Raw genomic sequence first — 24,663 nt, 5'->3', positions numbered from 1 at the left:
CGACCAGCCGCCATGGACGAGCACGCTCATGAAGGCGGAGGTTCAGATCGGTGTAGTCCAGGCGGTGAGGGTGCGGGGGGGCAGGCCGTAGCGGCGTTTGAAGACGGGATTGCGCCGGCCGCCTTCGAACCAGGGGCGGCGGTTGGCCATGGCTTCACGTAGCAGTTCGGCGAAGGCGATGTAGAAGGGGCTGAATCCGGGGCAGGCGTCGTAGTCGATGCCGCACGCCCAGAAGTGCAGCCGGGTGGGGTCGACGAGGGCGAGCGCGGAGCCCACCAGGTGGCCGTTGATGCGCAGTTCGAGGACGCGTACGTCGTTGCCAAGCGCACGAACGAAATCCTGGAAGAGGCCGGGCCGGTAGTAGTCGGAATTGTGGTGCTTGGCGGCGGTGGCGCGGGCGAGGCGGACGAAGCCGTCCAGGTCGGCTTCGTGGGGCGGGTGGAACGAGGTGGTCAGTCCTGCGTCCTGCGCTTTGCGCAGGTCGTGGCGCATGTTGCGGCGGGGGGCCTTGCCGAGGCCGTTGAGGTAGGTGTCGAAGTCGGGTACTGCTCGCAGGTCGAGGCCCCAGCCGGTGTCGATCTCAACGGGGTGCAGGCCCGCTTGGGCCAGGATCTTCGTGTGCGGGTGGGCGGTGTCGATGTTGGCCAGGCCGATCAGGGCCGCGTCCCAGGCGGTGGCTTGTCGGCGCAGGGCGCTCAAGAGCGTGTGGGCGGCGGTGTCGCCGGCATGGAGGTGGAGGGGCAGGACGGTGTCGAAGCAGTGCCAGACGTGGCTGAAGACGACTGGCATGTCGACGGTCTGCGGCAGGTGGTCGGCGAGGACGCGCATGGGGTCGACACGTTGTTGCAGATAGGCGGGGAGTCCTGCGACCGCCAGTCCGGTGTGGTCCCGCACCAGCAGGTAGGCAGTCTGTTGCACCGGGTGCAGGGGGTGCTCTTCGAATGCGCGCAGGAAGGGGCGCCGGTAGAAGACAGGTGCGTCGGCGGCGTTCATGAGGGTGTCCCATTCCGCGCCGCAGTCCTCGATCGAGGTGTGGACCGTGACGGTGAGGCGGTCGGTCGGGGTTCGGGTCATGCCGTGGCTCCTGTCGGCTCGGACCAGGTGAGTACGACCTTGCCGGCGCTGCCCTCGGCGGCCGCGGCGAATGCCTCGTCGTGCTCGTCGGCGGGGAAGCGGTGTGTGATCAAGGGCTGGGGGTCGAGCCCGTCTCGCAGGAGCTCGCGCATGCTGTGCCAGGTGTCGAAAACCCGCCGTCCGCTGATGCCGTGGACGGTGATCATGCGCAGGGAGAGATCGGCCCAGTCGGCCGGCACCGGTTCCGGCGGCAGACCCAACAATCCGACATGGCCGCCCCGGTCCACGTGGGACAGGGTTTCGTGCAGGGCTTGGGGGTTTCCGGACATCTCGAAGGCGACATCGAAGCCAGTGTCCATGCCGAGGTCGGCGAGCAGGCGGGAGACAGCTCCGGGGGCGGCCTCGACGGCGTGATGGGCACCGAGTGTCTGGGCCAGCTTCAGCCGGAAAGGGTTGACGTCGGTGACCGCCACCAACCGGGCACCGCGGTGGACAGCCACCGCGGCGGTCAGCGCGCCGATCGGCCCGGCGCCGGTGATCAGAACGGTGCGGCCGCCCAGGTCGAAGGTGTCCGCGGCGTGCACCGCGTTGCCGAACGGATCGAAGATCGCGGCCACGTCCAGGGAGATGCCGGGGGCGTGGACCCAGATGCTCCGGGCCGGCAGCGTGATGAACTCGGCGAACACGCCGTCGCGTTGAACACCGAGCCCCTGCGTCCCAGTGCACAGATGCCTCGCCCCGGCCCGGCAGTGGGCGCAGCGTTCACAGGTCAGGTGGGCCTCGGCCCCGACGAGCTGCCCCGGCCGCAGCGCGCCGACGCCCGCCCCCACCTCCACGATCTCCCCGACGAACTCGTGCCCGACCACGCGCGGCAGGGTCAGGGTGCGCTGCGCCCAGCCGTCCCAGCGGTGAATGTGCACATCGGTGCCGCAGATCCCCGTGCGCAGGACCCGGATGCGGACGTCCTCACGGCCCATCGACGGCTCCGGTATGTCCACATAGCTCAGGCCGGCGGCCGCCGTGGTCTTGACCAGCGCCTTCACAGCCGATCCACATCCTCGGCGGCAGCCTCGCCGGGGAGCGGGGCGTGGAGACGGTCCAGAGGCACGGCGATCCGCCGGTCGTTCTTGTCCTCCAGCCAGCCTTCGAGGTCGAACAGCCACCATGCGTCGACGTCGACGACGTAGAACCGTCGAGGCCCACGGCCCTCGAACTCCGCCCTGTCCAGACGCCATTGCTCGCGCACCTGCGGGTCGGCGAAGTTCCGCTCGTAGTACCACTGGCTCAGGGCGGTGAGTTCATCGGCGCCGACCGCCCGCGCCGTACCGGTGAACTGGGCTCCGTCCAGGCCCAGTTCATTGTCGATTCCGGTCATGAACAACGACGCGGACAGCCGCCCGTCGGCCTCGATGTCGACCGAGTGCCGCGCGGCCCGCAGGGAGTACCACAGCAGGCGCAGCGGACCGCGCAGTGGCACGAAGTTCACCGTCGACGCCCAGGCGCCGTCCGGGCCCACCGTGGCCAGGGTCATGAAACGGGCCTGCTCGATCAGGAGGTTGCTGCGCGCGACCAGCCGCTGCGTCCGGTCGGCCGCGGGCCGCGACGGGGCCATCACAGTTCCTCTTCCTTGACCGCGTCGAGGATCAGCGCGTGCGGCACCCGTAGATAGTCCGCGCCGAAGCCCGCCGGGGCGTCATCGGTCACCAGGTGGGAGGGCTGGGCGGGGGCGCCGAACCCGCACTCGGTCAGTGTCCGGCGCAGCGCGGCCGTGCTCCACAGCCGCGCCACGACATGCGCGTCGTGGCGGCCGAAGCGCAGATCGAGTCCCAGCGGCGCGCCATCGTCCCTGGAGCCCTGGTCGTACATGCGGAAACCGTAGGAGGCGTAGTAGTCCGGGTCCGGGTGAAAGCCAGGGTTCACCGGCAGCGTCACGAACCGGCCCCCGGGTCGCAGTGCCCGCGCCGCGGTACGGCACATCGCCGTCAATTCCTCGTACGTGGTGGCGTACGGCAGCACGTACACGCCGAGGACGATGTCGAACGAGCTCACCATGTCCTCCGGCAGGGCACCGGTCACGTAGGTGATTCCTTTGGGCTCCCGTTCCTCGGCCTGTCGGGCGTGGGCGACCATGCCGTCCGCCTCGTCCATCCCGACCACCGCGTCGGCGCCTTGCTCCGCGAGCAGTCTGCTGTAGATCCCGCTGCCGCACCCGAGGTCCAGGACCCGCAGGCCCTTGAGTGCACCGACCGCTTGCAGCACGGAAGGGATCTCCAGATGCCGGCGAAAGGATGTGCGGGAGAACTCCTCGTACAACAGGGCTAGTTGATCGAACTGACTGGTCACTTTCACTCTCCTCCGGTTGAGGTTCGAGTCCGGGGAACTTGCGGAGTTTCAGGAATCTCCGAGCCCGCGCCCCCGCTCGGTCGCGCACGCGACCGCTGTCTCGCCACGGCATGCGGGAGGCGCGGGCCTGGAGGCACAGGAGGTGTATGCGGCATCCGTCAGGTACCGGGCCGGGCCCTGTTTCACGGGCGATCGCCCGTGAAACAGGGCAGCGACCGTTGATGACGGCGTCGGCCGTGACGTCGAATGACGTTGCCGGCCTATCGGCCCGCACCCGGTGGGCCGAGAGGAGTCAGGGTGTGGGCCCCGGGGAGTACTTCCCCCACTGCGTGGGCAAGAGCGCGACCGATGCCCAGTTCAATGAACAGGCGGCCCCTGGGCGGCGCGAGCCGGATGAATGCATCGATGGAGTAGGCGGGCATCACCCAGTTGTCGGCCAAGGCCTCGCCGAGCTTGTCGCCCTCGGTGTAACACCGGCGTCGGGTCGACGAGTAGACGGGCACGCGCAGCGGTCGTTGGTCCACCTCCCCGACCAGGCTGAGGAAAAGGTCGCGGTATTCCCACAGGGCGGGATCATGCGCGCGCAGGGGCACAGGCAGCATCTTGCGGCGGGGCCCGGCGAGAGCCATCAGAGCTGCCGCGGCATCGGTGGTTCCACTGACGACGGTCTGGCGGGGGGTGTTCACGCAGGCCAGGGCGAGGTCATCGCGCGCCGTGCGAGCCAGGAGGGCCTGTGTCTCCGCCTCCCCGGCCTGGACGAGCACGAGCGCCCCCCGGGTGCCGGGCCTGCGATAGACATCGCTCAGTGCGCACACCAGACGGGTGCCCTCTGCGATGGTGAGCGCCCCGGCCGCAACCAGGGCGGCACACTCGCCGAGGCTCTGCGACACGATCAGTGACGGCACGGTGCCCGCCCGGGCGAGGATCCGGGACAGGGCCACCGACGCGGCGAACTGGGCCAGCATGCTCGTCCCGTGCGGTGCCGTTCCGGCCGGCCTGCGGCCCAGGAGCACGTCACGAAGTGCGGCGTGTGCCCGGTAGCCGTGGCAGGCCATCGCCTGCGTGACCTCTGCGAGGACCTCGCCCGCCACGTCCCATGATCCGGCCGGAAGGGCGGTGTTCGTGCCTTCGCGGAGGCCGGCCAGGGCCCCGGTGGGGTCGGTTCCCTGCCCGGCGGCAAGGTAGACCGTCGCGTCGTCACGTATGTGCGGGAAGCCGTCCATCAGCGGCCCAGCCGCTTCCATACGACCGTGACGGCGGGGAGACCGTTCGACGGTTCGGCGCGCAGGATCAGCAGGCCGTCCCGAAACTCGACGGTGCGGGAGAGAGCGGCGTTCTCCCACTGCGGGGTGCTGCCGACGATCGTGTGGTGGACGACCACATCGTTGTGGAACTCGTACCGTCCGGCGTAGCCGATGTATCCGCCCGAGCCGCCGATCTGGGCGGACAGGCAGCCGTCCATGGTGTACATGATCTGGCCGTGGGCGTCCTCACCGAGCGGGTGGGTGGTCTCGCCCTTCTCCGTGCTGGTCAGAGACAGCAGTTTCCAGGTGCCGGCGAGCAGAAGTGGGTCAGCGGTCGGCTGTGAGGCCTTGTCCATGTTCGGTGTCCTTTGTTCTGGGGTGGAGGGGGACCGGGAGGGCATGGGCCGGTCACCACCAGGTGAGCGCGACCGCCCCGACCGTCATGCCGGCGCCCGCCGCGGCGAAAAGGATCTTCTCGCCGCGGCGCAGCGGCGCGACACGATTCATGTGGTGCAGTGTCAGCGGCATGGAGCCGCACCCGGTGTTGCCATACAGGTCGCCGGTCACACCGACCCGGTCGGGGTCGATGCCCAGGACGTCGGCGATTTCCCGCAGCATCACCGGGTTGCCCTGGTGGAACACGAACCGGTCGATGTCCGCGAGCTTCCACCCGGCCTCGTCGGCTGCCTGGAGGGCGAGGGCGGGGACCTTCTCGACGAACACCCGGCGCACGACCTTGCCGTTCATGTGGAGCTTGTCGCGGCACGCCTCCAGGGCCTCAGGGGTGAGGGGCTCACGGGTGCCGCCGGCCATGATGCCGACCTCGTCGTGGAACTCACTGTAGGCGGCAAGCGCCACACCCTGGATGCCGTAGCCGTCGGGGACGGGGCCAACCGTCACGGCACCGGCACCGTCGCCGAACAGGGCCACGGTGGCGCGGTGAGAGCGGTTGATGTATTTCGAGTACTGGTCGGCTCCGACGAGGAGGACGTTCTGCACGTTCGGCAGGGTGTTGATGAGGCCACGCGCCACCGCGAGACCGTACACGAAGCCGCCGCAGGCGGCATTGAGATCGAAGGCCATGCCGTCACCGTCGAGCCCGAGACGGCGCTGCAGGGCCGTCGCGGTGGCCGGGGTGACCTGGTCCGCAGTGGACGTGGCGAGGATCAGCGCGTCGATGGGCCCGGCTGCGCCTTCCACGGCCTCGCGGGCCGCCGGCTCGCACATGGCGGAGGTGGACTCACTGACTGGGGCGACGCGGCGCTCCATGATGCCGGTCGCAACGGCAACCCACTCGGGCTCCGTCGACGCCCAGTCGGCGACCGTCCGGTTCGTGACCACCCCACCCGGTACATAGGCGCCCAGAGAGCGGATGCCGACCGGTACCGGCCCCGGCTTCCCGATTTCCTCTGCGGCAACGCCGTCGGCGGGGCCGGCGCCCGGCCGGTAGAAGGTGCTCGTCATGAGAGATCTCCGTCCTGTTCCTGTAGGCGGTAGCGGTTGATGGCGTCGATGTGCCGGGCGCGCTTCTCGTGGTCGTGCACGCCCAGGCCCTCGGCGGGGGCGAGGGCGAGGACGCCGGCCTTGCCCTGGTGGAGGTTGCGGTGCATGTCGTAGGCGGCCTGGTCGGTGTGCTCCAGCGGGTAGACCTTCGACAGCGTGGGGTGGATCTTGCCCTTGGCGACCAGGCGGTTGGCCTCCCAGGCCTCGCGGTAGTTGGCGAAGTGCGAGCCCACGATCCGCTTCAGGGACATCCACAGGTAGCGGTTGTCGTACTCGTGGGTGTAGCCGGAGGTCGAGGCACAGGTGGCGATCGTGCCGCCCTTGCGGGTCACGTACACGCTCGCACCGAAGGTCTCGCGGCCCGGGTGCTCGAAGACGATGTCGACGTCCTCGCCGCCGGTGGGTTCGCGGATGCGCTTGCCGAACCGCTTCCACGATCAGCCCGCCCACCGACGATTGCAGGATCAAGCTGGGCCGGGTGGAGAGGGCGAGGTGAGGATGGGCAGCACGGCACAGGCCGGCCGTGGCGTTGGGTTGACGCTCATCACGTGGCCCCGGTCGGCCTGGCTGCTCAGCCCCAACGGCACCAGTACGGGTGTGCCATCGTCGTGCAGGGGCAGCAGCCCCGCACTGTGCACCACAATGTCCAGACCGCCCAGGGCGACAGACGCCCGTTCCACGACATCGTCCGCGGCCCCGGGGCCGGCGACATCGGCGGCCAGCACGGCGACCCTCCGGCCGAACGCCTCAACATCGTGGGCGGTGTCGTTGAGATTCTCGGCGGTGCGTGCCGACAGAGCCAGATCGGCACCGGCCTCAGCCAAGACAAGCGCGACCGCACGGCCGATGCCCCGGGATGCGCCAGTCACCAGTGCCCGGGCTCCACCGATCCGAAAGACGTCAAGAACGCTCATCACAGCTCCAGTGGTGTTGCGGTGCAGTACCTGCTCACGTGATCCCAGGCGACGTTCACAGCGGGTCGCTCGGGTCAGTCAGGGCGGGTGCGACGGTGGCCGTGGCCATCAGCCCGTCCTGCACCCGGGTCCGGGGCAGGTAGCGGCCAAAACGAACACAGCGGGTTGCGCCTTTCGTTGAAGACGACAACCAGTACACCGCACGGATGTTCCGGCGGGCAGACGGTCGAGGCGGTGAATGCGCTGCAACCGCTGCACCATTGCGCGCTTGTGAATTCCGGGCAAGGGTGGCCTAGTTGACCGGAGGCAGAGAGGGAAGACGTGCCGAAAACACCCAATACCCGCCTGCGGACGCTGCTTGCGGAGGCCGACTGGAGCGGCGCCCAGCTCGCTGCGGCCTTGCGGCAGGTGGCTGCCGAGCACGGACGCCAGCTGGCCTGCGACCGCTCCATGGTCTCGCGCTGGCTGTCCGGCACCGCGCCCCGGCCGCCGGTGCCGCAGCTGCTGTTGGAGGCGCTCTCCAGGCGCCTTGGGCGGCCCGTGAGTGCCGTGGAGGCGGGCCTGAGCCGCCCCCCGTGCACAGTGCTCGATCTGTCCTGGGAGGCTGACCCGTTGCGCCGATTAACTGCACTCACACGCGCCCACCTCGACCCTGAACGGCGCCGCCTGCTGCACGCTGGGGTGTACAGCCTGGCCATGCTGGCCATTCCCGTCGTGGCATCGCCCGACGCCAAACCGTTGTCCGGGCCGGCGCCAGGTTCAGACGGTGCGAGAGGCCGGGCAGGGCGGGGGGAGGTCGAGCAGATGCAGACCATGGCGCGCGTCTTCGCCGAGGCCGCCCAGCTCCACGGCTCCGGCCATGTCCGCACCGCGCTGGCCGCCTATCTCGGCCACGATGTGGTCGGCTACCTGCAGGCCCCAGCCGCCGAGCACACACACCGGCAGCTGCTCACGGGGGCCGCCCAGCTGATCACGCTGCTCGGGACCATGAGCGCCGACAGTGGAGCCGACGCCCTGGCCCAGCGCTACCACCACACCGCCGCCCGCCTCGCCGCCGATGCCGGTGACCGGGCAGTCTTCGCGATCACGTTGCGGGCCATGGCCACCCACGCCCACGATCTGGGCCACCACACCCCCGCGGTGATGAACCTCGCCGGGCGCGCCGCCGACGCCGCCCGCGACGCCCCGCGCATCATCCGCGCCTATACCCAGGCCCACCTCGCCGTCACCGCCGCGCCCGAGGACCGGCACACCGCCCTGACCGCGCTCCACCAGGCCGAGCGCCTCCACCAGCAGGCCGATTCCGCTCCTGGTCCGTTCACCGCCTATCCGCTGGCGGCCCTGCACTACCAGCGTGCCCAGACCCTGGCCGCCCTCGGCGACCGATCCCATGCGATCGGCGCCTACACCACCTCACTGCGCCTGCGCACTCCCACCGAACGCCACGCCCGCACCCTCACCCACGCCCACCTCGCCGAAACCCTCCTCGCCCACGGCCACCTCGACGCCGCCCTCACCCACTGGACACACTTCCTAGACAACTACCCCCACCTCAGCTCCGTCCGTGCCTCCCGCCGCCTGGACGTGATGCGCCGACACCTCGTGCCCCACCACCGTCACCGGCCTGCAGCAGCCCTCCTGGACCGCGCTGCACCCCTGCGCTGAATTGGCTATGACGGCGGCGACATCAAATGGATCCTGCATGATCAAATACATGCCTGCGGACCGGCCAGATTCGACCAATCCAGGGACATATTCACCCGTATGCCATTCCCGTGCCCCGGGGCACCACCCGCAGGCGCCGGTGCTCGGGCCGGGGCACACGGTCCGGCGCCCCGTCGAACCAGTAGATCCGCAGCAGCGGCTGCCCGGTCCCGGTCTGCGCGGTGCCGGCGAAACGGCGGGGCCGCAAGAGCCCCATTACCGCGCCCGTACTCCAGGGCCTGGCCACCGGCCTGCCGGCGCCACGCGAGCCCGGCATGCCCGGCGGCACCGGGCTCGGATCCCGCTCGCGCACCTCACCCGCGCCCTGCCCCGCCTCACCCGCACACGTCCCTGACCAGCACAAACAAGCACCGGACACGGCCGTCACCCCTTACAGGCACCCATGGGCGTGCCACCACACCCACGACAGACACGAGATCAATCCGGCAGAACCACGGAACCACAGCTCAGCACGCCGAACAGCCAAACCGGGCATCCCTGCACAGCACCCGGATACAGCCGCCACTCGCCACTGCACCCACCCATGAATCCCCAGCCCAACGACAAGACATCAGGCCAGAGCAGCCCAACCACCAGAGATCTGAAAATCCGTCACACTTCGTGTCGCGACAGGATTGCCGGATCAGCCGATCAGGGTGTCCTTCAGCCAGGGGGCGATCACGGCCATCGCCTCGTCGAAGCGTGAGATAGCGCAGTGGCCGGTGTCCGGGATCAGTTCGACCCGGGTGTCCCGTCGGCCCTCGAACACCAGGGTGTCGTCCAGTGGGACGTGGACGTCCTCGGTGCCGTTGACCACCAGCATCGGCCCATTGGCGTTCTGGTCCAGCAGCGGGCGCAGGCCGAAGGCCGCGAAGGCCTCCTCACGCGCGGCCGTGCTCGGCATGGCGTCGAAGCCCAGAGCGTTGCCGACGATGCCGTCCATGCCGAAGGCGAAGCCGCGGCCCGGAGCGAACGAGCGCTCCACCGGGCCACCGAGCACCACAGAGGCATCCACCGCCCCGGTCAGTCCGGTCCGGGCAGAGCAGTAACCGCCCATCGAGATGCCGAAGTGGCCGACCTTCCCGTTGCCGATCGTGCGGGCGAAGGCGACCAGTCCGGCGATCACCTCGGCCCCACCGTCCGGTGTCATCGGCAGGTGGGCGGTCTCGCCGGTGCCGACGATGTCGAACAGCAGCAACCGTGCCGGCAGCGCGAGCGCGAGCTGCTCCCACATGCCGTGCAGGTCGGTCTTCCAGGAGTCCACCCCGCCGCTGGCCAGCACGACCGGCGCGTCGGCGGGCAGGCCGGGGGCGGCTATCAGATGGATCGGCAGGGTGGCCTCGCCGCCGTGGTACGGGACGGTCAGCGTGCGGCGCTCGAACTCCACCGGGAAGCCGGGGGCGGCGAGGGCGTACTGCTCGACCTGGCGGGCGAGCGCGGTGCGCTTCGGGCCGTCGGCCAGTGAGGGGAACTTGGCCCAGCCGTACGCCTGCGCGGCCAGGCGGTGGCGTCCGGCCTCGGCGTGCCGGGCGGCGAGGGCAGACCGGGCTGAGGGGGGAGGAGTCAGCTTGATCTTCAACCTCGAGCGCCGCCCGGTGGTGCGGAACGCCGGAAGGACCGGGGCCCGGGACCGTCCGAGCCCACCGGGCGGCCCGGGCGGTCCGGTGGGCTCAGCGGTGGGTCACGACCAGGACGCGGCCACCAGCGAGCGTTCCGTAGCTGCCAGGTGCACGGCCGAGGCGAGCCAGGCCCTCGCGTAGGCGTCGGCCGAGGGGTCGGTCAGGCGGCCGAAGGTGTCGCGGGGGCGGCGGCCCGCCTCCGTTGTCAAGGCCTGTGCGAGGTGGGCCGCTCCACGGAGTTCCGCCCGGGTCAGGCGGGCGGAGAGCAAGTCCGCGTCCGTCCCGCGGCCCGCCTCGGCCACGGCACGGCGACCGCCCGCGACACCCGTCTCCAGCAGGCGCCGGACACGCCACAGCGGTGCCTCCGCCAGCGGGTCGGGGCCCGCGGTGACCGGCCCGCAGGCCGCGGGTCCTGCCGCCTCGCGGGGGAAGTGCTCGCCCTGGAGCCGGTCGTAGCCCAGGTCGGCACGGCCCTTCCACGCGTCCGGCAGCCGCAGCGTGGCAGACGCCCCCGGCACCGGCCCGACCGCCAGCGGCCGGAGCGTCGCCGCCCGGTCCAGGTCGGGACGGCCGAGCACACGCAGGACGAGCCCCGGGTGTCCGGCGATCCGGCGCAGGTTGGCGGCGTGCGGCAGCTCCGGGTGGGGGTGTGCGGGGCAAAGCCGCAGCAGCGGTCCCCCATCGGCGACCCGGACGACGACAGAGTCGCCGGCCGCACCGATCACCTCGACGTCGCAGCCCAGCAGACCCGGCGGCGTACTCCCGGGCCCTCCCGCCTCGGGCGCGCCGTCGGCGAGCACGGCGGCCATCGCCTCCTGCACCGGTCGGGCGAAGAGGGCGGCGGCGGGATCCTCGAACCAGTCCACCCCGCGCAGTGGCGTCGCACTGACCCCCCGCCCTGCCCCGAGCCGCCCGTCCGCGGAGACGGTGGCGCCGACGATCCGCAGACCCCCGCGCGCCAACCCGGCGTGGTCGAGGACGGCACCGCCGAGCGCCACGGACGTCGACCCCGCGCCCTTCACGCGGGCGAGGCCACCGGGGCGCACGTCGGACACCGTGTAACCGGCGCCGTCCGAACCGACCAGGTGCGTGGTCACTCCGCCGTACCCCGTCGCGGACAGCACCGGCTCCCGGCACAGGCCGTACACCCGCAGGCTGCCGCCCTGTTCGTAGACCCGGCGCGCCGAGCCCGCCGCATCCGTGCCGGCCACCCCGGAGGCGAGCAGGGCGGCGCCGGCCAACAGCTCACGGAAGGCTCCGGTGAGGTCGGCGAGACGTTGTCCCCCGCTCCGCTCCCGCGCAGCCCTCAGGCTCCGTACGACTCGCAGCGCGGCCGCCTCGGCCCGCGGCAGCCCGGCCAGCCGCGCAGTGTGGGCGGCGCGGAGCAGCTCGGCCTGCACCACGGCGCCACCCGCCGTGACGCCGGCGGACAGGGCCTCGGCGGCGGCGTCCCACAGCGCCGTGGCGGCAAGGACCTGCGCCGCGGTGAGGGCGGCCGGCGAGACCGCCGTGGCCGCAACCTCGGCCTCGGGGGCGGGGGGTGCGGCCTCCTCGGGCCACGCGCCCGTGTCGGAGGCCGTGCCCGAGCCTGCGGCCCTACCCGTACCCGAGTCGTCACCCGCGCCCGCGTCGCCCTCCCCACCGGCGATGGGGGCCGCGCCCAGGACCGCGGCCCGGTGCAGGCAGCGCGGGGCCAACAGGCAGGTGCACACGGCCTGTTCCGCGTTCGTGACCGTGCCGGACGGGCCCGGGCGCAGCGTGACCGTGGCGTCCTCGCCGAAGCGGACCTCGACCGCCCCGTCGGCCATGGCGGAAGGCCGGTCGGCGCAGCCCGAGATCGCCGCGTCGAGCTTCTTGCGCAGCCGTGCGCTGAGCTGCTCCACGGCGTCGGCGAGGACGTCGGGGGCGACGGGAGGCAGGAGTACGGTGCTCAACGGTGTTCTCCACGGAGGCGGTCGCCCACCCAGCGGGCGAGTTCGAGCGGACTGAGGGCGGCCACCGGCATACCGGCCGCGACGAGTTGGCCCGCCACGGACACCGAGTAACGCGGCGTGCCGGTGTCGTCGAGCGCCGCGCAGCCCAGCAGGTGGGCTCCGGAGGACGCCAGGGCACTCACCTCGCCCAGCAGCCCGCCGAGCGGTGCGCCCTCCTCGAAGTCGCTGACCACGACGACGAGCGTGCGGCTCGGCACGGTGATCAGCGAACGCGCATGCGCGAGACCGGCCGCGATGTGTGTACCGCCGCCGACCCGGACCTCCAGCAGCAGCGACAACGGATCCTCGACCCGGTCGGTCAGGTCGATCACCTGCGTGGAAAAGGCCAGGAAGTGCGTGGACAGCGTCGGAACCCCGCCGAGGACCGCGGCCGTCAGCGCCGACCAGATCACCGACGCCTCCATCGAGCCGGAGACATCGACGACGAGGACCAGGCGCCAGTCCGCCTCCTTGCTCGCGCGCGTGCTGAACAGCGGGCGCTCCGGTACGACGACGAGCCGGCCGTCCTCCGTCCGCCGGGTGTGGGCGAGATTGGCCCGCAGGGTACGGGCGAGGTCGAGGCGCCCGCCGGGCCGTCGAGTCGGGCGCGGGGTGGCCAGGCCGGTGAGCGCCGGGCGCAGGCGGGTGGCCAGCTCCCGGGACAGCTCGTCGACGAGCCGCTTCACCAGCGGACGCAGCCGGGCGAGCTGAGCCTCGGGCATGCCTCCGGCCAGGGACAGCACCGAACCGAGCAGCTCCACGGACGGGCGTACCGACGCCGGATCGAGCTGCGCGAGCACGTCGGTGCGACCCGCGTCGGCGGCCTCCGCGAGGACCTCCTCGCGTACGTCGGTGCCGAAGAGGGCCTCCAGCTCCTGCGCCCACTCCCGCGCGGTGGGAAAGGACGGGTCCTGACCGCCGCCTTGACCTGGTGCGCCGCCGTCCAGGTCCTGGGCGCCTTCGCCGCGCCCGCGGCCGTAGAGCTCGTCCAGGGCGCGGGCGTAGCGGCGCGCGTCGCCGGTGAGCCGTTCCTTGTGGCGGCCGAGCAGCAGCCGCCAGCGGTCGGCACGGCCGAGCCGTCGGTCCGCGTCGTCCGCAGGGGCGCTGTCCGCTGCGCGTGGGGGTGTGGGACAGGGATTGCCGGCCGAGTCCGGGCCCGGGTCCGTTCCTGCGGCGGCGTCCGTGCCCGGCAGGCCCAGGGCCTTCAGCGCTGCCGATCCTGCCGCGTCGGCGGCCGCCCACAGGGCGAGCAGCTCGGGCGGGGCGTCGAGCGACAGGTCGAGCCGGTCGCCGAGCCGCTCCGTCACGGTGGTGAGCAGCCTGTCGCGCGCGGCCGGGGCCAGCGTGTCGAAGCCGCCGCGCAGGGCCGGGAGCCGGTCGAGGAAGTCCTGGTCGGCCAGCGCGTCAACCCGGTCCATGAGCGCGGCGAGCGCGTCCGGCGACGCCTGGAGCAGGGGACCGGCGGCTGTGAGCAGCCCGGCAAGACGCTTCGCAAGCGCCCGGCGCGTGTCCGGAGCCGTGGCCCCGTCGATCCAGCCGGCCGTACGCTCGCCCAGCCCGGCCGCGTCGTCCAGGTCGAGCAGCACCCGTACGGCCAGGGCCGCGCCTTGGATGAGCGGGGAGCCCCCGGCCGCCAGCTCGGCGAGCGCCCGGTCCAGCCGCAGGCCCAGATGGCGGGCGGCCGTCCGGTCCGCCAGCGCCACCAGTGCCCCGGCGTCGGCGCCGCTGTCGCTCCCCGCGAGACCGGGCAGGGACCGGACCGCGGCCTCGAGGAGTTCCTCCGTGAGCGCGCCGGCCGTCGTGCGGGCGTCCTGCGTCGTGCCGGGGTAGTGGCCGCGCCGCAGTCCCTCCAACAGGTCCAGGGCCTGGAGGAGCTCGGGCAGGTCGGCGCTGTCGGGCAGCACGGCGGAGGCCTCGTACAGGCGGGCGTCGACCAGTTCGGACAGACCACAGCGCGCGGCGGCGGTCAGCCCGGTGAGGATCTGGGCCGGGGTGGGGCCGCCCTCGGCGGCCTCGTGGCGCGCGGTCGCGGCGAGCGTGCCGGCGGCGGCCTGGGCCGCGGTCACTCCGCGCACGCCCGCGAGGTCGAGGCGCGCGGGCACGGACGGCGTCCACGTCAGACGCCACCTGGTGCCGAGCGCGGTGCCGTCGCCCGTGCTCGCCACGTCCAGGGGTTCACCGTACGAGGCGCCGATCACCAGCAGCCGCTGGAGCAGCACTTCGCGGCGGCCGTCCAGCGGCGAACGGAGCGGGTCGAGGCGCAGGTCGCGGCGGTCGGGGTCGTCCGGTCGGGGCAGCCGCAGCTCCGCGAGCTCGGCCTCGACCGAGGGGCCGAGACCGGACCGGGGCGCGTGCGGGCTGATCCGGCCGCGTGCGGTGCCGACGAACACGGCCTCCAGCGCGCGGGCCAGGGCCCGGCCCCGGCCGAGGGGTTCGCCCTGCCCGAGGACGGTGGTGACGGCTTCCAGGAGTTCGCCGCGCCCGGGCGCGGGCAGTCCGCGCAGGGCGGCCAGGTCGCAGGCCAGGCGCAGCGTCTCGGCGGCCTCGCCGGTCCCCGCGGTGTGGCCGCTTCGGCGCATCTCGCGGCACAGTCCGGTCACCGCGTCGGCAGCCGCCTCCCGGATCCGTTCCGGATCGCCGGCCGCGGTGAGCACCGCCTGTTGCCACAACGGGTCGCGGATTCCGGCCGGGTAGCCGGACCGGGAGTCGAGCAGGTCGAAGGAGTACGGCACGAGGGAGGTCACCTCCGAGCCCTCGGTCGCTGCGGCGCCGTCTTCCCCAGTCCTGCCGGCCGCCCAACCCCCTGCCGTGTCCGTACCGGACGCCCATGTGCGGGGCCCCGCACCGCGCGGCCCGCCGGACGGGACGGCCGCCCGCCCCGTAGCACCGGAGACGCCCGCCGTCCCGACCCCGGCCTCCGCTCCGGCGTCCTCCTCCGTGGACGCGAGAAGCGCGGGTGCGTGGAAGGCGCCGATCACGGCTGCCACCCGGCGCCCGTCCGCCGAGGCAGAGGCGATCACCTGCCGCATCCGTTCCTCCCGCGCCAGGTCGGCGGCGGGTACGACGGCGTCGGCGCGCAGGGCCCAGCCCACGCCCAGTGCGGCCCGGCGCACCGCGTCCGGGGCGCACCCCGGAGCCAGCACCTCCACCGCGCGGTCCCACAGGTCGTCACCGTCCCGGCCGGTCCCGGCGGCGGCGAGCGCCTCGGTGTACGAGCGCCGCACCCGCGCCGTCCCGTCGCCGGGAGCAGGGTCGGGACCGGTGTCCGGACCGGCGTCGAGCGCACCCGCGGCACCCGAGGGCGCATCGGCCTTTGGACGTACGGCCTCGCTCCCGTCCGGCTCGCGCACCGGCCCGAGCGCCCCCGCCGACCAGCGCGGGTCGCCGAGGGGAAGGTCGCAGCACACGACCTCCACCCCGCGGCTTCCGGCCCAGCGGACCGCGGCGAGCTCCGGGGAGAAGTCCGCGAACGGGTAGAACGAGAGCCGTCCTTCCTCGCCCGCCCCGGCCAGGGCGACCGGGGCGACGGTTTCGGGGTCCGCCAGATGTTCCAGCCAGGGCTGGAAGTCGGTCGGCAGCTCGACGCAGACCACCTCGGCCCGCGCCTCTTCCAGCAAGGCGGGTACCACCGCGGCCAGCGCCGGACTGTGGTGGCGCACTCCCAGCAGGTACGGCGCACGCGATGCGGCCAGTGCGTCCACGGCCGTTCGTGGATCGACGGTCGTCAACGCAGGCTCCCGCGCAGGTCCCAGAGCCGGCGCCACATCGCCGAGCCGTTCTCGGCACGGCGGCGCACCGGACCGTCCCAGTAGCCCAGCAGCCGCGCGTGGTCGGCGGGGTCGTCCTTGCGGACCACGCCGAGCAGGTGTCCCGGCAGCAGGTCGAGCACGTCCTCGCCGGCCAGGTAGGCGGCCGCGAGCCCCAGCGACGCCGCCACCTGGACGGCCTCGGCGGTCGACATGACCGTGCCCGGCCGCTCCACGTCCCAGCCCTCGGTGGAACGGCCGGAGCGCAGGTCGCGGAAGACGGTGACGAGGGCGTCGAGGACGGCATCGTCGACGGCGAAGGCCGCGCCCGCCCGCTGCACGGCGGCGACGGCCTGGCTGCGTATCAGGGCCGCTTCGGCGTCGGCGTCGGCGATCGGGTCGACGGCCTCGAAGTTGAAACGGCGCTTCAGCGCGGCCGACATCTCGGAGACACCCTGGTCGCGCAGGTTGGCGGTGGCGATGACGGTGAAGCCGGGGGCGGCGCGGACGACCGCGTCCTCGGTGGCGGTCAGCTCGGGCACGCTGATCCGCCGGTCCGACAGGATGGAGACGAGAGCGTCCTGGACCTCGGGCAGACAGCGGGTGATCTCCTCGACCCGCACCACCCGTCCGAGCCGCATGGCGGCAAGAACGGGAGAGTCCACCAGGGCCTGCGGGGTGGGGCCCTGGGCGAGCAGCAGGGCGTAGTTCCAGCCGTAGCGGAACGCGTCCTCGGTGGTGCCCGCCGTGCCCTGCACGGTCAGGGCGCTGGTCCCGCTGACAGCGGCCGCGAGCAGCTCCGACAGCATCGACTTGGCCGTACCGGGCTCACCGGTGAGCAGCAGCCCGCGCTCTCCGGCGAGGGTGACCACACAGCGTTCGACCAGCGCGCGCTCGCCGACGAACTTCGGGGCGATCACCAGCTTCGACGGCAGACCGGCGCGACGCCGGGGCAGGGCCAGCTCCACGCCGTCGCTGCCGCAGACGAACGTGACCACCGCGCGCGGGGTGAGCGCCCAGCCGGGCGGCCGCGGGCCGGGGTCCTGGGCGGCGAGGAAGGTGAGTTCGGCGGCGTGGCGTTCCTCGGCCGGCTGGCCCTGCCGGACGGGTGCGGTCTGTTCGGTGACGGTCATGCGGGTTTCCTTCGTCATGGTTCGACAGGTGTGCGTACGGGGTGGAGGGCCGGCGCGGCGCACCCGGGGCGGGCGCGCCGCGCCATGCTGACGACGAACAGCCGGTCAGCGGCGGCTCAGGTGCCGTTCGGCGGCGTCACGGTGACGGCGTCTCAACGGCGGCGCCTCGTACGCCGCACCTTCAGCTCCTCGAAGCGCGGGAGGTCGCCGTCGAGGACGCGCTGCCAGGCCCGGGCGAACAGCTCCGCGACCGGTTCGGTCGGCACCAGGGCACCCAGCACCGGCCGGCAGCCCGTGGCCACCCCGTACATCGGCAGCTTCCACTGCTCGACGGGCAGGACGGGCGCCGACTGCTCCGCCCAGGCGCCCGGCAAGAACAGCGAGCGTCCCGCCCGGGTCCGCACGGCCGACACCACCAGGTCGGTCTCGGCCAGTTCGGCCCGAGCCGCCTTGAGACGGGCCGGCTTCCACCCCGTCCATCGCGCGGTGTTGCGGTCCGTCGGGTCGGGCATGGCCAGCAGCATCAGGTACAGCGTCGCCGCGTCGGCGGTCAGACCGCGCGCCTCGGCGACCTCGGCCACCCGCTCGGGCACCGAACGAGACGGATCCTGGGGCCACCACAGGCCCTGGTCGTCCGCCACGCCGGCCGCGGGCGCGCCCGGGTCGGCCAGCAGTCGTGCGAACGCCGGGTCGTACGCCCACCGCAGTGCCGTCTCGACCCTGGTCGGCTGCTGATCCACGCCGCGCAGCGCCACCAGGTACGGGCAGGAACCGGTGGAGTCCAGCAGGGCGGGCCGTACGGCCGGCTGGGGCTGGCCGTCCTGCGTGGCCATGAGCACCGCGCCGTACCGCTCGTGGTCCGGTGCCGTCTCCGTCGGGGCACCGGCCACCTTCCGGAAGTCCGCGAGGCTCGTGTAGTGCCCGGCGGAGAGCAGCAGTTCGGGTGCCTCAAGACGCTGCCGCACGGCGGTCAGCGCACTCGGCAGCGCCGCCCGTACCGGATCGCCGGCGGGCAGCCGGTGGGCCAGCCAGGCCGTCAGGCTCATCGAGCCGACCAGCACCGCCGAGGTGAACGGCGCATCGGCGGGGGACGCCGTCGCCGGATGATCGCCCTCGATGCGCCACGGCACGTCGACGCCGAGCTCCGGCGACGACGCCGGTTCCAGCAGCGCCGGGAGCGCCCGGTGCACGGGCCAGCCGCTGCTCGCGGCGCGCGCAGCCTCCACCGCCAGCCAGTCGGGCACCTGCCGGCGCCGTCCCACCTTCTCATTCCACACGGCGGCCGCCGACGCCACGTCCGGGCCCTCGCTCCACAGCCGTGCCGGGTCGTCGGGCAGGAGCGCCGCGAGCACCGCGCGGCGTACCTCGACCGGGAGCGCGCGCAGTTCGTCGCGGGCGTGTCCCGCCTCGGCCACCTTCAGCCCGAGCGCCTTGCGCAGCTCGGCCGGCAGGAAGTTGTTCTCCCAGCTGTCCACGTCGGGCATGCCCGCGAGAACGATCCGGGCCAGCGCCCGGGACACACCGGTGAGGCGGCTGAACTCGTCGGCGGCCTCGGGCAGGAAGGGCGCCGCCTCACGGGACCGCGCCTCCCCGAGGAAGCCGGTCAGCCAGTCGGCGCCGCGCACCCGGTCGCCCACCGGCGCTTCACCGCTCACGGTGTAGGGGCCGGGCACCTCGAAACGGCCCATCGGGTCGTGGAGCAGCGCGCCGAACTCCCATCCGTCGTCGACGCCGGAGTTGTGTTCGGTGATGCCGAGCGCGGCACCGCCGCCCAGGGGCAGCACACTGCGGTGAGCGACGTTGCGCCGCTGGCCGTCCGGCGTGTCCAGGTGGGGCGTCGCCAGGCGGACCAGGACCCGGCGCCAGTGGCCGGCCGAGGCCGCCGTCGAGGCCAGCCCCAGCGCGTCCACCCGGCCGAGGACTTCGAGCAGGGCTGCCCGGTGTGCCGGGTCGCTGCCGGGTGCGACGGCCCGGTAGGCGATCGCGGCCGGCTCGTCCAGGAGCGAGACGAACGGCAGTCCCGAGTAGGGCAGTGACGGCAGATCGAAGTGCAGCCGGCCCGGCAGCGCCGTGGCGGCGGTGTCCGCGCGCACGGACGCCAGAGACTCCAGGTATCGGTGGGTCACGTCGGTGTCCGCGCCGTAGCGGTAGTAGTCGGTGGTGACGATGCCGTCCAGCGCCTTGGCAAGCACGTGGTCGCTCGCTCCCTGGCCCCGGATCTCCGTGGGCTCGGCGGCGGGGTCGAGCCGTGCGGCCACGGCGTCCAGCGCCTTCTGCTGCCGCACCGCGAAGCACAGCACCTTCACCACGCCGGCGATCAGCTCGGGTGCCGAGACCTGCGGCAGCGCGGCGCTCACCAGCTCGGGAAGGTCCGCCACCCGCTCCGCGAGCACGGCCGCCTTCAGCAGGACGCCGGCCGACTCCGCGTCGGCTCCCCGCAGCGCCACCGACCCCTGCGGATCACGCGCGCGCAGCATGTACAGGTACGGCAGCGGCGGCAGGGCCTGAGCCGCGGTCCCGTACAGCTCGTTGCGGTGGTCGCACTGGGCCGACGTCGTAACCAGGCCCTCCGGGTCGCTGAGCGACAGCTCGCGCCACTGCTGGGTCAGTGCGCGCGGCCGGTCGTCGCCGGGGAACGTCAGCGCGGCGACCGGCCTGTCGGCGCCCTTCGGAAGGGTGACGACCCGTCCGGTGGTGTCCTCTCCGTGGTGGCCGCCGTCGGGCAGCCGCACAACACGCCAGCCGAGGAGCCCGTCCGCGGACGTCCCCTGGGCCGAACCCGCCACCGTCGGGGCGGGCCGCAGCCAGCACGAGCCGGCCGCCAACTCGGCCCCGGGGGCGTGCCGCAGCAGCGCGTCGGCGAGGAAACCGGGCTGCGAGCGCCGGCCGTACGCGCCGCCCATGGGGTCGTACTCGAGCCAGCCGCCCCTGTCCTCCCCGTCCCTGTCCTGCCACACCCAGTACGACGTACCGTCGGACAGCAGCGCGCGCTCCGCGGGCAACTTCGTGTCGCCGCTGTGGAGGACCCCGCCGCCGGTGGTGCGGCCGCCGCCGGGCAGCTGCAGGCTGAGGTGATCCGAACGCATGGCCCAGGAGTCGGCGCCGGCGAGAGTGAATACCGTGTCGGGCTCGGCGTGCCAGTAGCCCTGCGGCTCGCCGCGGCCGTACGTGCTCCAGAACACCAGCAGCGCACCGTCCACGTAGTGGAAGCCCGTCCGCCACACGGACGTGGTGGGCACCCGCAGATCGTGCACGAGCACGGTGGAGTCGGCGTCGATGACGCGCACCTGCGTCGCGTTGGCCACGATCAGATACGGCCAGGCCTCGACGACCGTCAGCCCCTCGGTGGTGTGGCGCCCCGGTGCCAGCTCCGTCAGTGCCTCCTCCCATGCCGGCCAGCGCAGTTCCTCCCACAGACCGCCCCGAAGCGTGCGCGCCACGGCCTCGCCGAGATCGGCACCGGCGGCGGCCGCGACCTCCTGCGGCGCGAGCACGAGAGCCTCGGAGGGCAGCCACGAAAGCCGCTCGATCGCCTTCGGCAGTCCGGGCAGTCCGGCCGCCACCGACGAGGCGGCCACCTCGCGCATCCACTCGGTGAGCATCGGGCGGCCGCCGGGTGAGGCGGCCAGCCTCCGCATCACGTCCGCACCTGAGGAAGCGCTGTTGTAGCTGTTCGCCCCGCGCCCGAAGGCGGGCCAAAAGCGCGGGTCGGCTGCCAGCGCGACCAGGTCCCGCGGCTCCTCGCCGCGCGCCCAGTCCGACAGGTTCAGGGCGTTTCCGCGCTGGTGGTGGGCGGACTTCTCCTCGGGGTCGGCGACCGCGATCTCCAGCGAGAGCAGGAGGTCCAGCAGGTTCACGTCCTCGACACCGATCCTCAGGAACCGCTCGCCCTCGGGCCGCGCCGCCAGATCGGCACGCAGCCGGCCGGCCGCCCGCTCGACCAGTTCCAGCAGGGCGGGCGGTGTCGGGCGCGGCCCCCAACCGCGATGCCGGGCACTGTGGAAGCGCTCCAGCCAGCCCGCCGCGCCGTCGGAGCACTGCTCCTCCTGGGGCAGGTCGGCGCCCGCGAGACCGGCGTCGGCCCCCGACTCCGCCAGGATTCCCAGCCACAGCTCGGTCATCTCCCCGCTGTCCCCGGGCGGGGTCATCGACAGCAGCGTGCCCCGCACGGACGGAACGCGCCGGGCCAGCGCGACCAGCGCGCTGCGGTGCGACTTCCACCAACCGGCGGCGGCCCGCAAGGTGGCCGGCAGCGGAAGGAGGTCGGCGAGGTAGTCCTGCTCCGCCCCGCTGCCGGACAGGGCCGCGGCGCGGGCGAGCCGCCTCAGCTCCACCGCGGCCTGGGCGGACGGCGCGAGACCGCCGGCGGTCCGGCGCACGCACAGCCGCCGGAACCGCTCGTACGCCTCGACGGGCGCCAGACGGGCCGACAGGTCCTTGCCGTAACCGGTCAGGACCTTCACCGGCAGCGCGCCGGCCAGGGCGAACTCCAGGAACACGGCGTCGAGCCGGTCCTCGTCGACCGTCAGCCCGTGCTGCGCCTCGCTCGTGCGGGCACGGCCGAACAGCTGACCGGCGTACGTGCTGTTCTCGACGCCGAGGAAGACTCGCGCCGCCTGCTCGTAGAAGACGGGCAGGAAGTGCGGGACGGCCGAGGCGAGCCGCCCGGCCAGCTCGTGGCAGGCGTCCAGGGCGGCCTTGGGCTTCGTCCTGGCCTGCCGGGCCAGCCGGTCCAGCTCCGGCACGACCGCCAGGGCGTGGTGCCCGTCCTGGGGGTGGTGCACCAGCACCCACTCGGGAAAGCCGAGTTCCTGGCGCCGACCGAGACCGACCAGGGCCGGCTCGCCCTGCGGCTCGAGTCCGAGGAAGCCGGCGGCGAGGTCCTCGGCGGGGCCCAGTTCGGCCGCGGCCAGCCGCACGACGACCCGATCCTCGCCGAGCGCCGCGTGGCGATAGGCGCGCGCGGTCAGCTCAATCGCTGAAGGGCCAGCACCCCGCGCGTCGGCCGGGAGGACCGCGCCTGCCGCGAGCAGCTCCTCGTTGTCGTTCCCAACCGTCCCGGTCACGCGTCCCCACCCTCTTCGATCGTGCGGCCGGCGTACAGCGCAGCGGCCATGCGCATCCCTTCGGACCAGGCCACCGGCCCGACCTCGGTCAGCCGCACCGCGCGGCCGTCCTCGTCGTGCCAGCTCAGCCCGCCGGTCTCCGACTCCCCGTCCCAGTACGGCTCGCCGATCCACACCGACGCCTCCGTGCTGCGGCCCCCATCACGCACCTTGCACGTGGCGTAGCCACCGGACACCCGGTAGCCGAGGCCCGTGGCACGCGCCGCGAGACCAAACCGCGAGGCGAACTTCCCGCCCGCGTAGTCCCGTACCTCCGTCGCCGTCTCCGGACGCCCGGCATCCGGCCCGTCCGGCCTGGCCCAGGTCGCCCGGTGGATCTGCTCCACTCTCTGGGTGATGCCGAGGTCGGCCGCGAAGTCCCTTACGTCCTCCAGGTCCGGCAGGAGCACGGGGTGGGGAAGCGTCACCACGCGCGGCGACAGCCGCACGGTCTCACCGTCGAGGTCGACCACCTTGAGCTCCCCGTCACCGGTGACGTCCCGCAGGAAGCCGACCTCGTCCGGATCGTCGCCCACGACGGCCATGTCACGCAGCGCCGCCTGCCACGCCTCGTCCGGCCACACCCGCGCGATCAGCTCGGTCGGAACCGGAAGCGACGACACCATCCAGGCATCCACCTGAGCCACGCACGACGCCGCGTGCCGGTCCAGCCACTCGGACAGCTGCCTCAGCCGGTCGACCTCGGGACTGTCGCGCAACGCCTTCGGCAGCGCCTTCAACTGCCGCCCCCCGACGCGCCGTGCGACCACACGCCCGTCCTCGAGGGTGATCTCGTACCCCTCACCCGCTGCCAGCCACGCCATCAGCCGTGCCCCTCCGCCTGTCCATCAGATGTCAGCGCAGCCCGAACCAAGGGCCACGAAGCCCCTGAACTGCGATGTAGAGGAGAGACTAACGAGGGCCACTGACAACGCAGGTTGCTCCGCGGTGCCCTCGCGACGGCCTGGCAGGGATCTTGGTGCTGCCGGGACGGCAGGCGTCGCGGCCGACGGCGGGAGGCGGTACGGCCGACGGAACGTCAGCAGGGCGTTGCCTGGCGTGAGCAGGACATTGGCCGATGGCGCGGTGCCTCCGTACGGCGTGCCGGATTCGCGGCACCATACGTCGACGGCTGGTATGAAGACGACGCCGACTTCATGCCGGTCCGAGGCGCTCGGCGGGTGGTTCCGCCGACGGAGGCGAGGAACGCCCGCCTCTTCTCGGGCGGGCCGAGCGCACTGCCGAGTTTGCGGCCGAACGCCTCCCAGTACAAAGCGGCCACCTGCCGCTCGGCCCCTTCGGGCATCCTCCGGCGCGGACGGGGGCGCCACTGTCGTCCCGGCCTGCCGCTTCCTGCGATGCGTCCACGGTCACCTTCTCTCGTTCTCCCGGCACCGGGCTGAGCTGTACTGGGATTTGTGGAGTCCCTGATGCCAGGGTTGCGGTCCTGGCGGAGGAGAACCACCAGCACCATGGCAGCACCGCGTAAATACCCCGACGAGCTCCGCGAGCGCGCGGTCCGTGAGTTCCGTGCCGCCGAGCGCCGCTGATCGGGCAGGCCCGTGGCGAGTCGGGCGGCACCTACGGCGCCCGCCGGATCACCCGGGCCCTGCGCCGCAGAGGCGTCGACGTGGCCGCTGCACCGTCGAGCGGCTGATGGCCGAGCTGGGACTGGAAGGCGTCATTCGCGGGCAGCGGCGGCGGACCACCGTGGCGGAGCCGTCGGCGCCCCGCCGGCCCGACCGCGACGTCACCGCCTCGCGGCCGGATCCACTACGGGTGGTGGATAGGACCTATGTGCGCACCTCGTCCGGGTGGGCATACGTGGCGTTCGTCCTGGACGTGTAGTCCCGGATGATCGTCGGCTGGCAGATCGCAAACCACATGCGGGCCGAACTGCCGCTGGACGTCCCGGAGCTGACGCTGGAGACGGAGGATCAAGAAGGACTCCGGCCTCATTCATCACAGCGACCGCGGGTCGCAATACGCATTTCGGCCACGGCGAGCAGTCCGCCGGGGGCGGCGAGGGCGGTCAATGCCGCCTGCTGGTCGCCGAGATGGTGGACGACGTCGGCGGACCACATGAGGCCGGCCGCGCCGAGCTTGCCGAACTCGTCCGGGAGGCCAGCTTGTTGGGTGGCGATACGGCTGTACGAGCGTGTACGGGCGCGCTCCAGCAGGGCGGGCGACTGGTCGACGGCGACCACCTCGGCGTCGGGGAACGCGTCGGCGAGCAGGCCGGCGACTACGCCCGGCCCGCTGCAACCTCTGTTGCCACTTCCGGGACACCGGGACGCCGGGACGC

17 protein-coding genes and 3 pseudogenes are annotated in these 24,663 nt (G+C 72.9%); 3 read left to right on the top strand and 17 right to left on the bottom strand.

Going from position 1 to position 24,663, the window contains the following annotated elements; all coding sequences use genetic code 11:
* Positions 1-42 precede the first annotated feature (42 nt).
* From AMK22_RS18470 to AMK22_RS18430, 9 genes and pseudogenes are all read right to left on the bottom strand, one after another.
* Positions 43-1,074: a GNAT family N-acetyltransferase gene (locus AMK22_RS18470; RefSeq protein WP_073786364.1), complete on the bottom strand. Its 1,032-nt coding sequence runs from the start codon at positions 1,072-1,074 to the stop codon at positions 43-45.
* On the bottom strand, positions 1,071-2,117 hold the full coding sequence (gene tdh, locus AMK22_RS18465; protein ID WP_073786362.1) for an L-threonine 3-dehydrogenase: 1,047 nt from the start codon (positions 2,115-2,117) through the stop codon (positions 1,071-1,073). Before tdh ends, AMK22_RS18470 begins: the two co-directional genes overlap by 4 nt.
* Positions 2,114-2,686: a pyridoxamine 5'-phosphate oxidase family protein gene (locus AMK22_RS18460; RefSeq protein ID WP_073786360.1), complete on the bottom strand. Its 573-nt coding sequence runs from the start codon at positions 2,684-2,686 to the stop codon at positions 2,114-2,116. Before AMK22_RS18460 ends, tdh begins: the two co-directional genes overlap by 4 nt.
* The gene (locus AMK22_RS18455; protein ID WP_158072063.1) at positions 2,686-3,417 is read right to left on the bottom strand and encodes a class I SAM-dependent methyltransferase; all 732 of its coding nucleotides are present in this window, start codon (positions 3,415-3,417) and stop codon (positions 2,686-2,688) included. The genes AMK22_RS18460 and AMK22_RS18455 overlap by 1 nt, the downstream gene beginning before the upstream one ends.
* A 260-nt stretch (positions 3,418-3,677) precedes the next feature.
* Entirely contained in the window at positions 3,678-4,661 is a 984-nt protein-coding gene (locus tag AMK22_RS18450) for an acyltransferase domain-containing protein (RefSeq protein WP_079186245.1), read from the bottom strand.
* Positions 4,640-5,017 (bottom strand): lipocalin-like domain-containing protein, encoded by a 378-nt coding sequence (locus tag AMK22_RS18445; protein ID WP_073786355.1) that lies wholly within the window; start codon positions 5,015-5,017, stop codon positions 4,640-4,642. The genes AMK22_RS18450 and AMK22_RS18445 overlap by 22 nt, the downstream gene beginning before the upstream one ends.
* Positions 5,018-5,069: 52 nt before the next feature.
* Complete coding sequence (locus tag AMK22_RS18440) at positions 5,070-6,125, bottom strand: 3-oxoacyl-ACP synthase III family protein (protein WP_079186243.1); 1,056 nt, start codon at positions 6,123-6,125, stop codon at positions 5,070-5,072.
* A pseudogene (locus AMK22_RS18435) lies at positions 6,122-6,598 on the bottom strand (zinc-binding dehydrogenase); the annotation flags it as partial. The gene AMK22_RS18440 and the pseudogene AMK22_RS18435, both read right to left, overlap by 4 nt.
* Before the next feature lie 30 nt (positions 6,599-6,628).
* Positions 6,629-7,078, bottom strand: a complete 450-nt coding sequence (locus AMK22_RS18430) for an SDR family NAD(P)-dependent oxidoreductase (protein ID WP_073786353.1) — start codon at positions 7,076-7,078, stop codon at positions 6,629-6,631.
* Positions 7,079-7,399: 321 nt separating this feature from the next.
* Between AMK22_RS18430 and AMK22_RS18425 the strand changes: the two genes are divergently transcribed.
* Positions 7,400-8,743 carry a hypothetical protein gene (locus AMK22_RS18425; protein ID WP_073786351.1) on the top strand — a complete coding sequence of 448 codons (1,344 nt, stop codon included), beginning with the start codon at positions 7,400-7,402 and terminating at the stop codon, positions 8,741-8,743.
* Between the two features lie 109 nt (positions 8,744-8,852).
* Here the strand turns inward: AMK22_RS18425 and AMK22_RS39540 are convergent.
* From AMK22_RS39540 to AMK22_RS18395, 7 genes and pseudogenes are all read right to left on the bottom strand, one after another.
* Positions 8,853-9,059, bottom strand: a pseudogene (locus tag AMK22_RS39540) (hypothetical protein); the annotation flags it as partial.
* 366 nt (positions 9,060-9,425) lie between these two features.
* Positions 9,426-10,361, bottom strand: a complete 936-nt coding sequence (locus AMK22_RS18420) for an alpha/beta hydrolase (protein WP_073786349.1) — start codon at positions 10,359-10,361, stop codon at positions 9,426-9,428.
* A 102-nt stretch (positions 10,362-10,463) separates the two neighbouring features.
* Positions 10,464-12,335 (bottom strand): SWIM zinc finger family protein, encoded by a 1,872-nt coding sequence (locus AMK22_RS18415; protein WP_073786347.1) that lies wholly within the window; start codon positions 12,333-12,335, stop codon positions 10,464-10,466.
* Positions 12,332-16,102 carry a vWA domain-containing protein gene (locus AMK22_RS18410; RefSeq protein ID WP_073786345.1) on the bottom strand — a complete coding sequence of 1,257 codons (3,771 nt, stop codon included), beginning with the start codon at positions 16,100-16,102 and terminating at the stop codon, positions 12,332-12,334. The genes AMK22_RS18415 and AMK22_RS18410 overlap by 4 nt, the downstream gene beginning before the upstream one ends.
* The gene (locus tag AMK22_RS18405; RefSeq protein ID WP_073786343.1) at positions 16,099-17,253 is read right to left on the bottom strand and encodes an ATP-binding protein; all 1,155 of its coding nucleotides are present in this window, start codon (positions 17,251-17,253) and stop codon (positions 16,099-16,101) included. Before AMK22_RS18405 ends, AMK22_RS18410 begins: the two co-directional genes overlap by 4 nt.
* 152 nt (positions 17,254-17,405) lie before the next feature.
* Positions 17,406-22,319, bottom strand: a complete 4,914-nt coding sequence (locus tag AMK22_RS18400) for a DNA-binding protein (RefSeq protein WP_073786341.1) — start codon at positions 22,317-22,319, stop codon at positions 17,406-17,408.
* The gene (locus tag AMK22_RS18395; protein ID WP_073786339.1) at positions 22,316-23,182 is read right to left on the bottom strand and encodes a DUF4132 domain-containing protein; all 867 of its coding nucleotides are present in this window, start codon (positions 23,180-23,182) and stop codon (positions 22,316-22,318) included. Before AMK22_RS18395 ends, AMK22_RS18400 begins: the two co-directional genes overlap by 4 nt.
* Before the next feature lie 722 nt (positions 23,183-23,904).
* On the opposite strand from AMK22_RS18395, the gene AMK22_RS42370 reads away from it, so the two are divergent.
* Together AMK22_RS42370 and AMK22_RS37605 are read left to right on the top strand one after the other, a co-directional pair.
* Complete coding sequence (locus AMK22_RS42370) at positions 23,905-24,015, top strand: hypothetical protein (protein WP_391835500.1); 111 nt, start codon at positions 23,905-23,907, stop codon at positions 24,013-24,015.
* Complete coding sequence (locus AMK22_RS37605; RefSeq protein WP_079186242.1) at positions 24,015-24,206, top strand: hypothetical protein; 192 nt, start codon at positions 24,015-24,017, stop codon at positions 24,204-24,206. Before AMK22_RS42370 ends, AMK22_RS37605 begins: the two co-directional genes overlap by 1 nt.
* Before the next feature lie 107 nt (positions 24,207-24,313).
* On the opposite strand, the pseudogene AMK22_RS18380 reads toward AMK22_RS37605, so the two are convergent.
* Positions 24,314-24,610 (bottom strand): annotated as a pseudogene (locus tag AMK22_RS18380) (class I SAM-dependent methyltransferase); the annotation flags it as partial.
* Positions 24,611-24,663: the final 53 nt, after the last annotated feature.

Origin of the sequence: Streptomyces sp. CB01580 (assembly GCF_001905795.1) — a bacterium.
GTDB lineage: Bacteria > Actinomycetota > Actinomycetes > Streptomycetales > Streptomycetaceae > Streptomyces.
The sequence above is the reverse complement of the archived record's forward strand: the minus strand, read 5'-3'. Positions and strand labels throughout refer to the sequence as shown.

Coding starts and splice junctions, on each gene's coding strand:
- AMK22_RS18470 (WP_073786364.1), bottom strand. CDS start 1,074: ATGACCCGAACCCCGACCGACCGCCTCACCGTCACGGTCCACACCTCG.
- AMK22_RS18460 (WP_073786360.1), bottom strand. CDS start 2,686: ATGGCCCCGTCGCGGCCCGCGGCCGACCGGACGCAGCGGCTGGTCGCG.
- AMK22_RS18450 (WP_079186245.1), bottom strand. CDS start 4,661: ATGGAAGCGGCTGGGCCGCTGATGGACGGCTTCCCGCACATACGTGAC.
- AMK22_RS18445 (WP_073786355.1), bottom strand. CDS start 5,017: ATGGACAAGGCCTCACAGCCGACCGCTGACCCACTTCTGCTCGCCGGC.
- AMK22_RS18440 (WP_079186243.1), bottom strand. CDS start 6,125: ATGACGAGCACCTTCTACCGGCCGGGCGCCGGCCCCGCCGACGGCGTT.
- AMK22_RS18430 (WP_073786353.1), bottom strand. CDS start 7,078: ATGAGCGTTCTTGACGTCTTTCGGATCGGTGGAGCCCGGGCACTGGTG.
- AMK22_RS18405 (WP_073786343.1), bottom strand. CDS start 17,253: ATGACCGTCACCGAACAGACCGCACCCGTCCGGCAGGGCCAGCCGGCC.
- AMK22_RS18395 (WP_073786339.1), bottom strand. CDS start 23,182: ATGGCGTGGCTGGCAGCGGGTGAGGGGTACGAGATCACCCTCGAGGAC.
- AMK22_RS37605 (WP_079186242.1), top strand. CDS start 24,015: ATGGCCGAGCTGGGACTGGAAGGCGTCATTCGCGGGCAGCGGCGGCGG.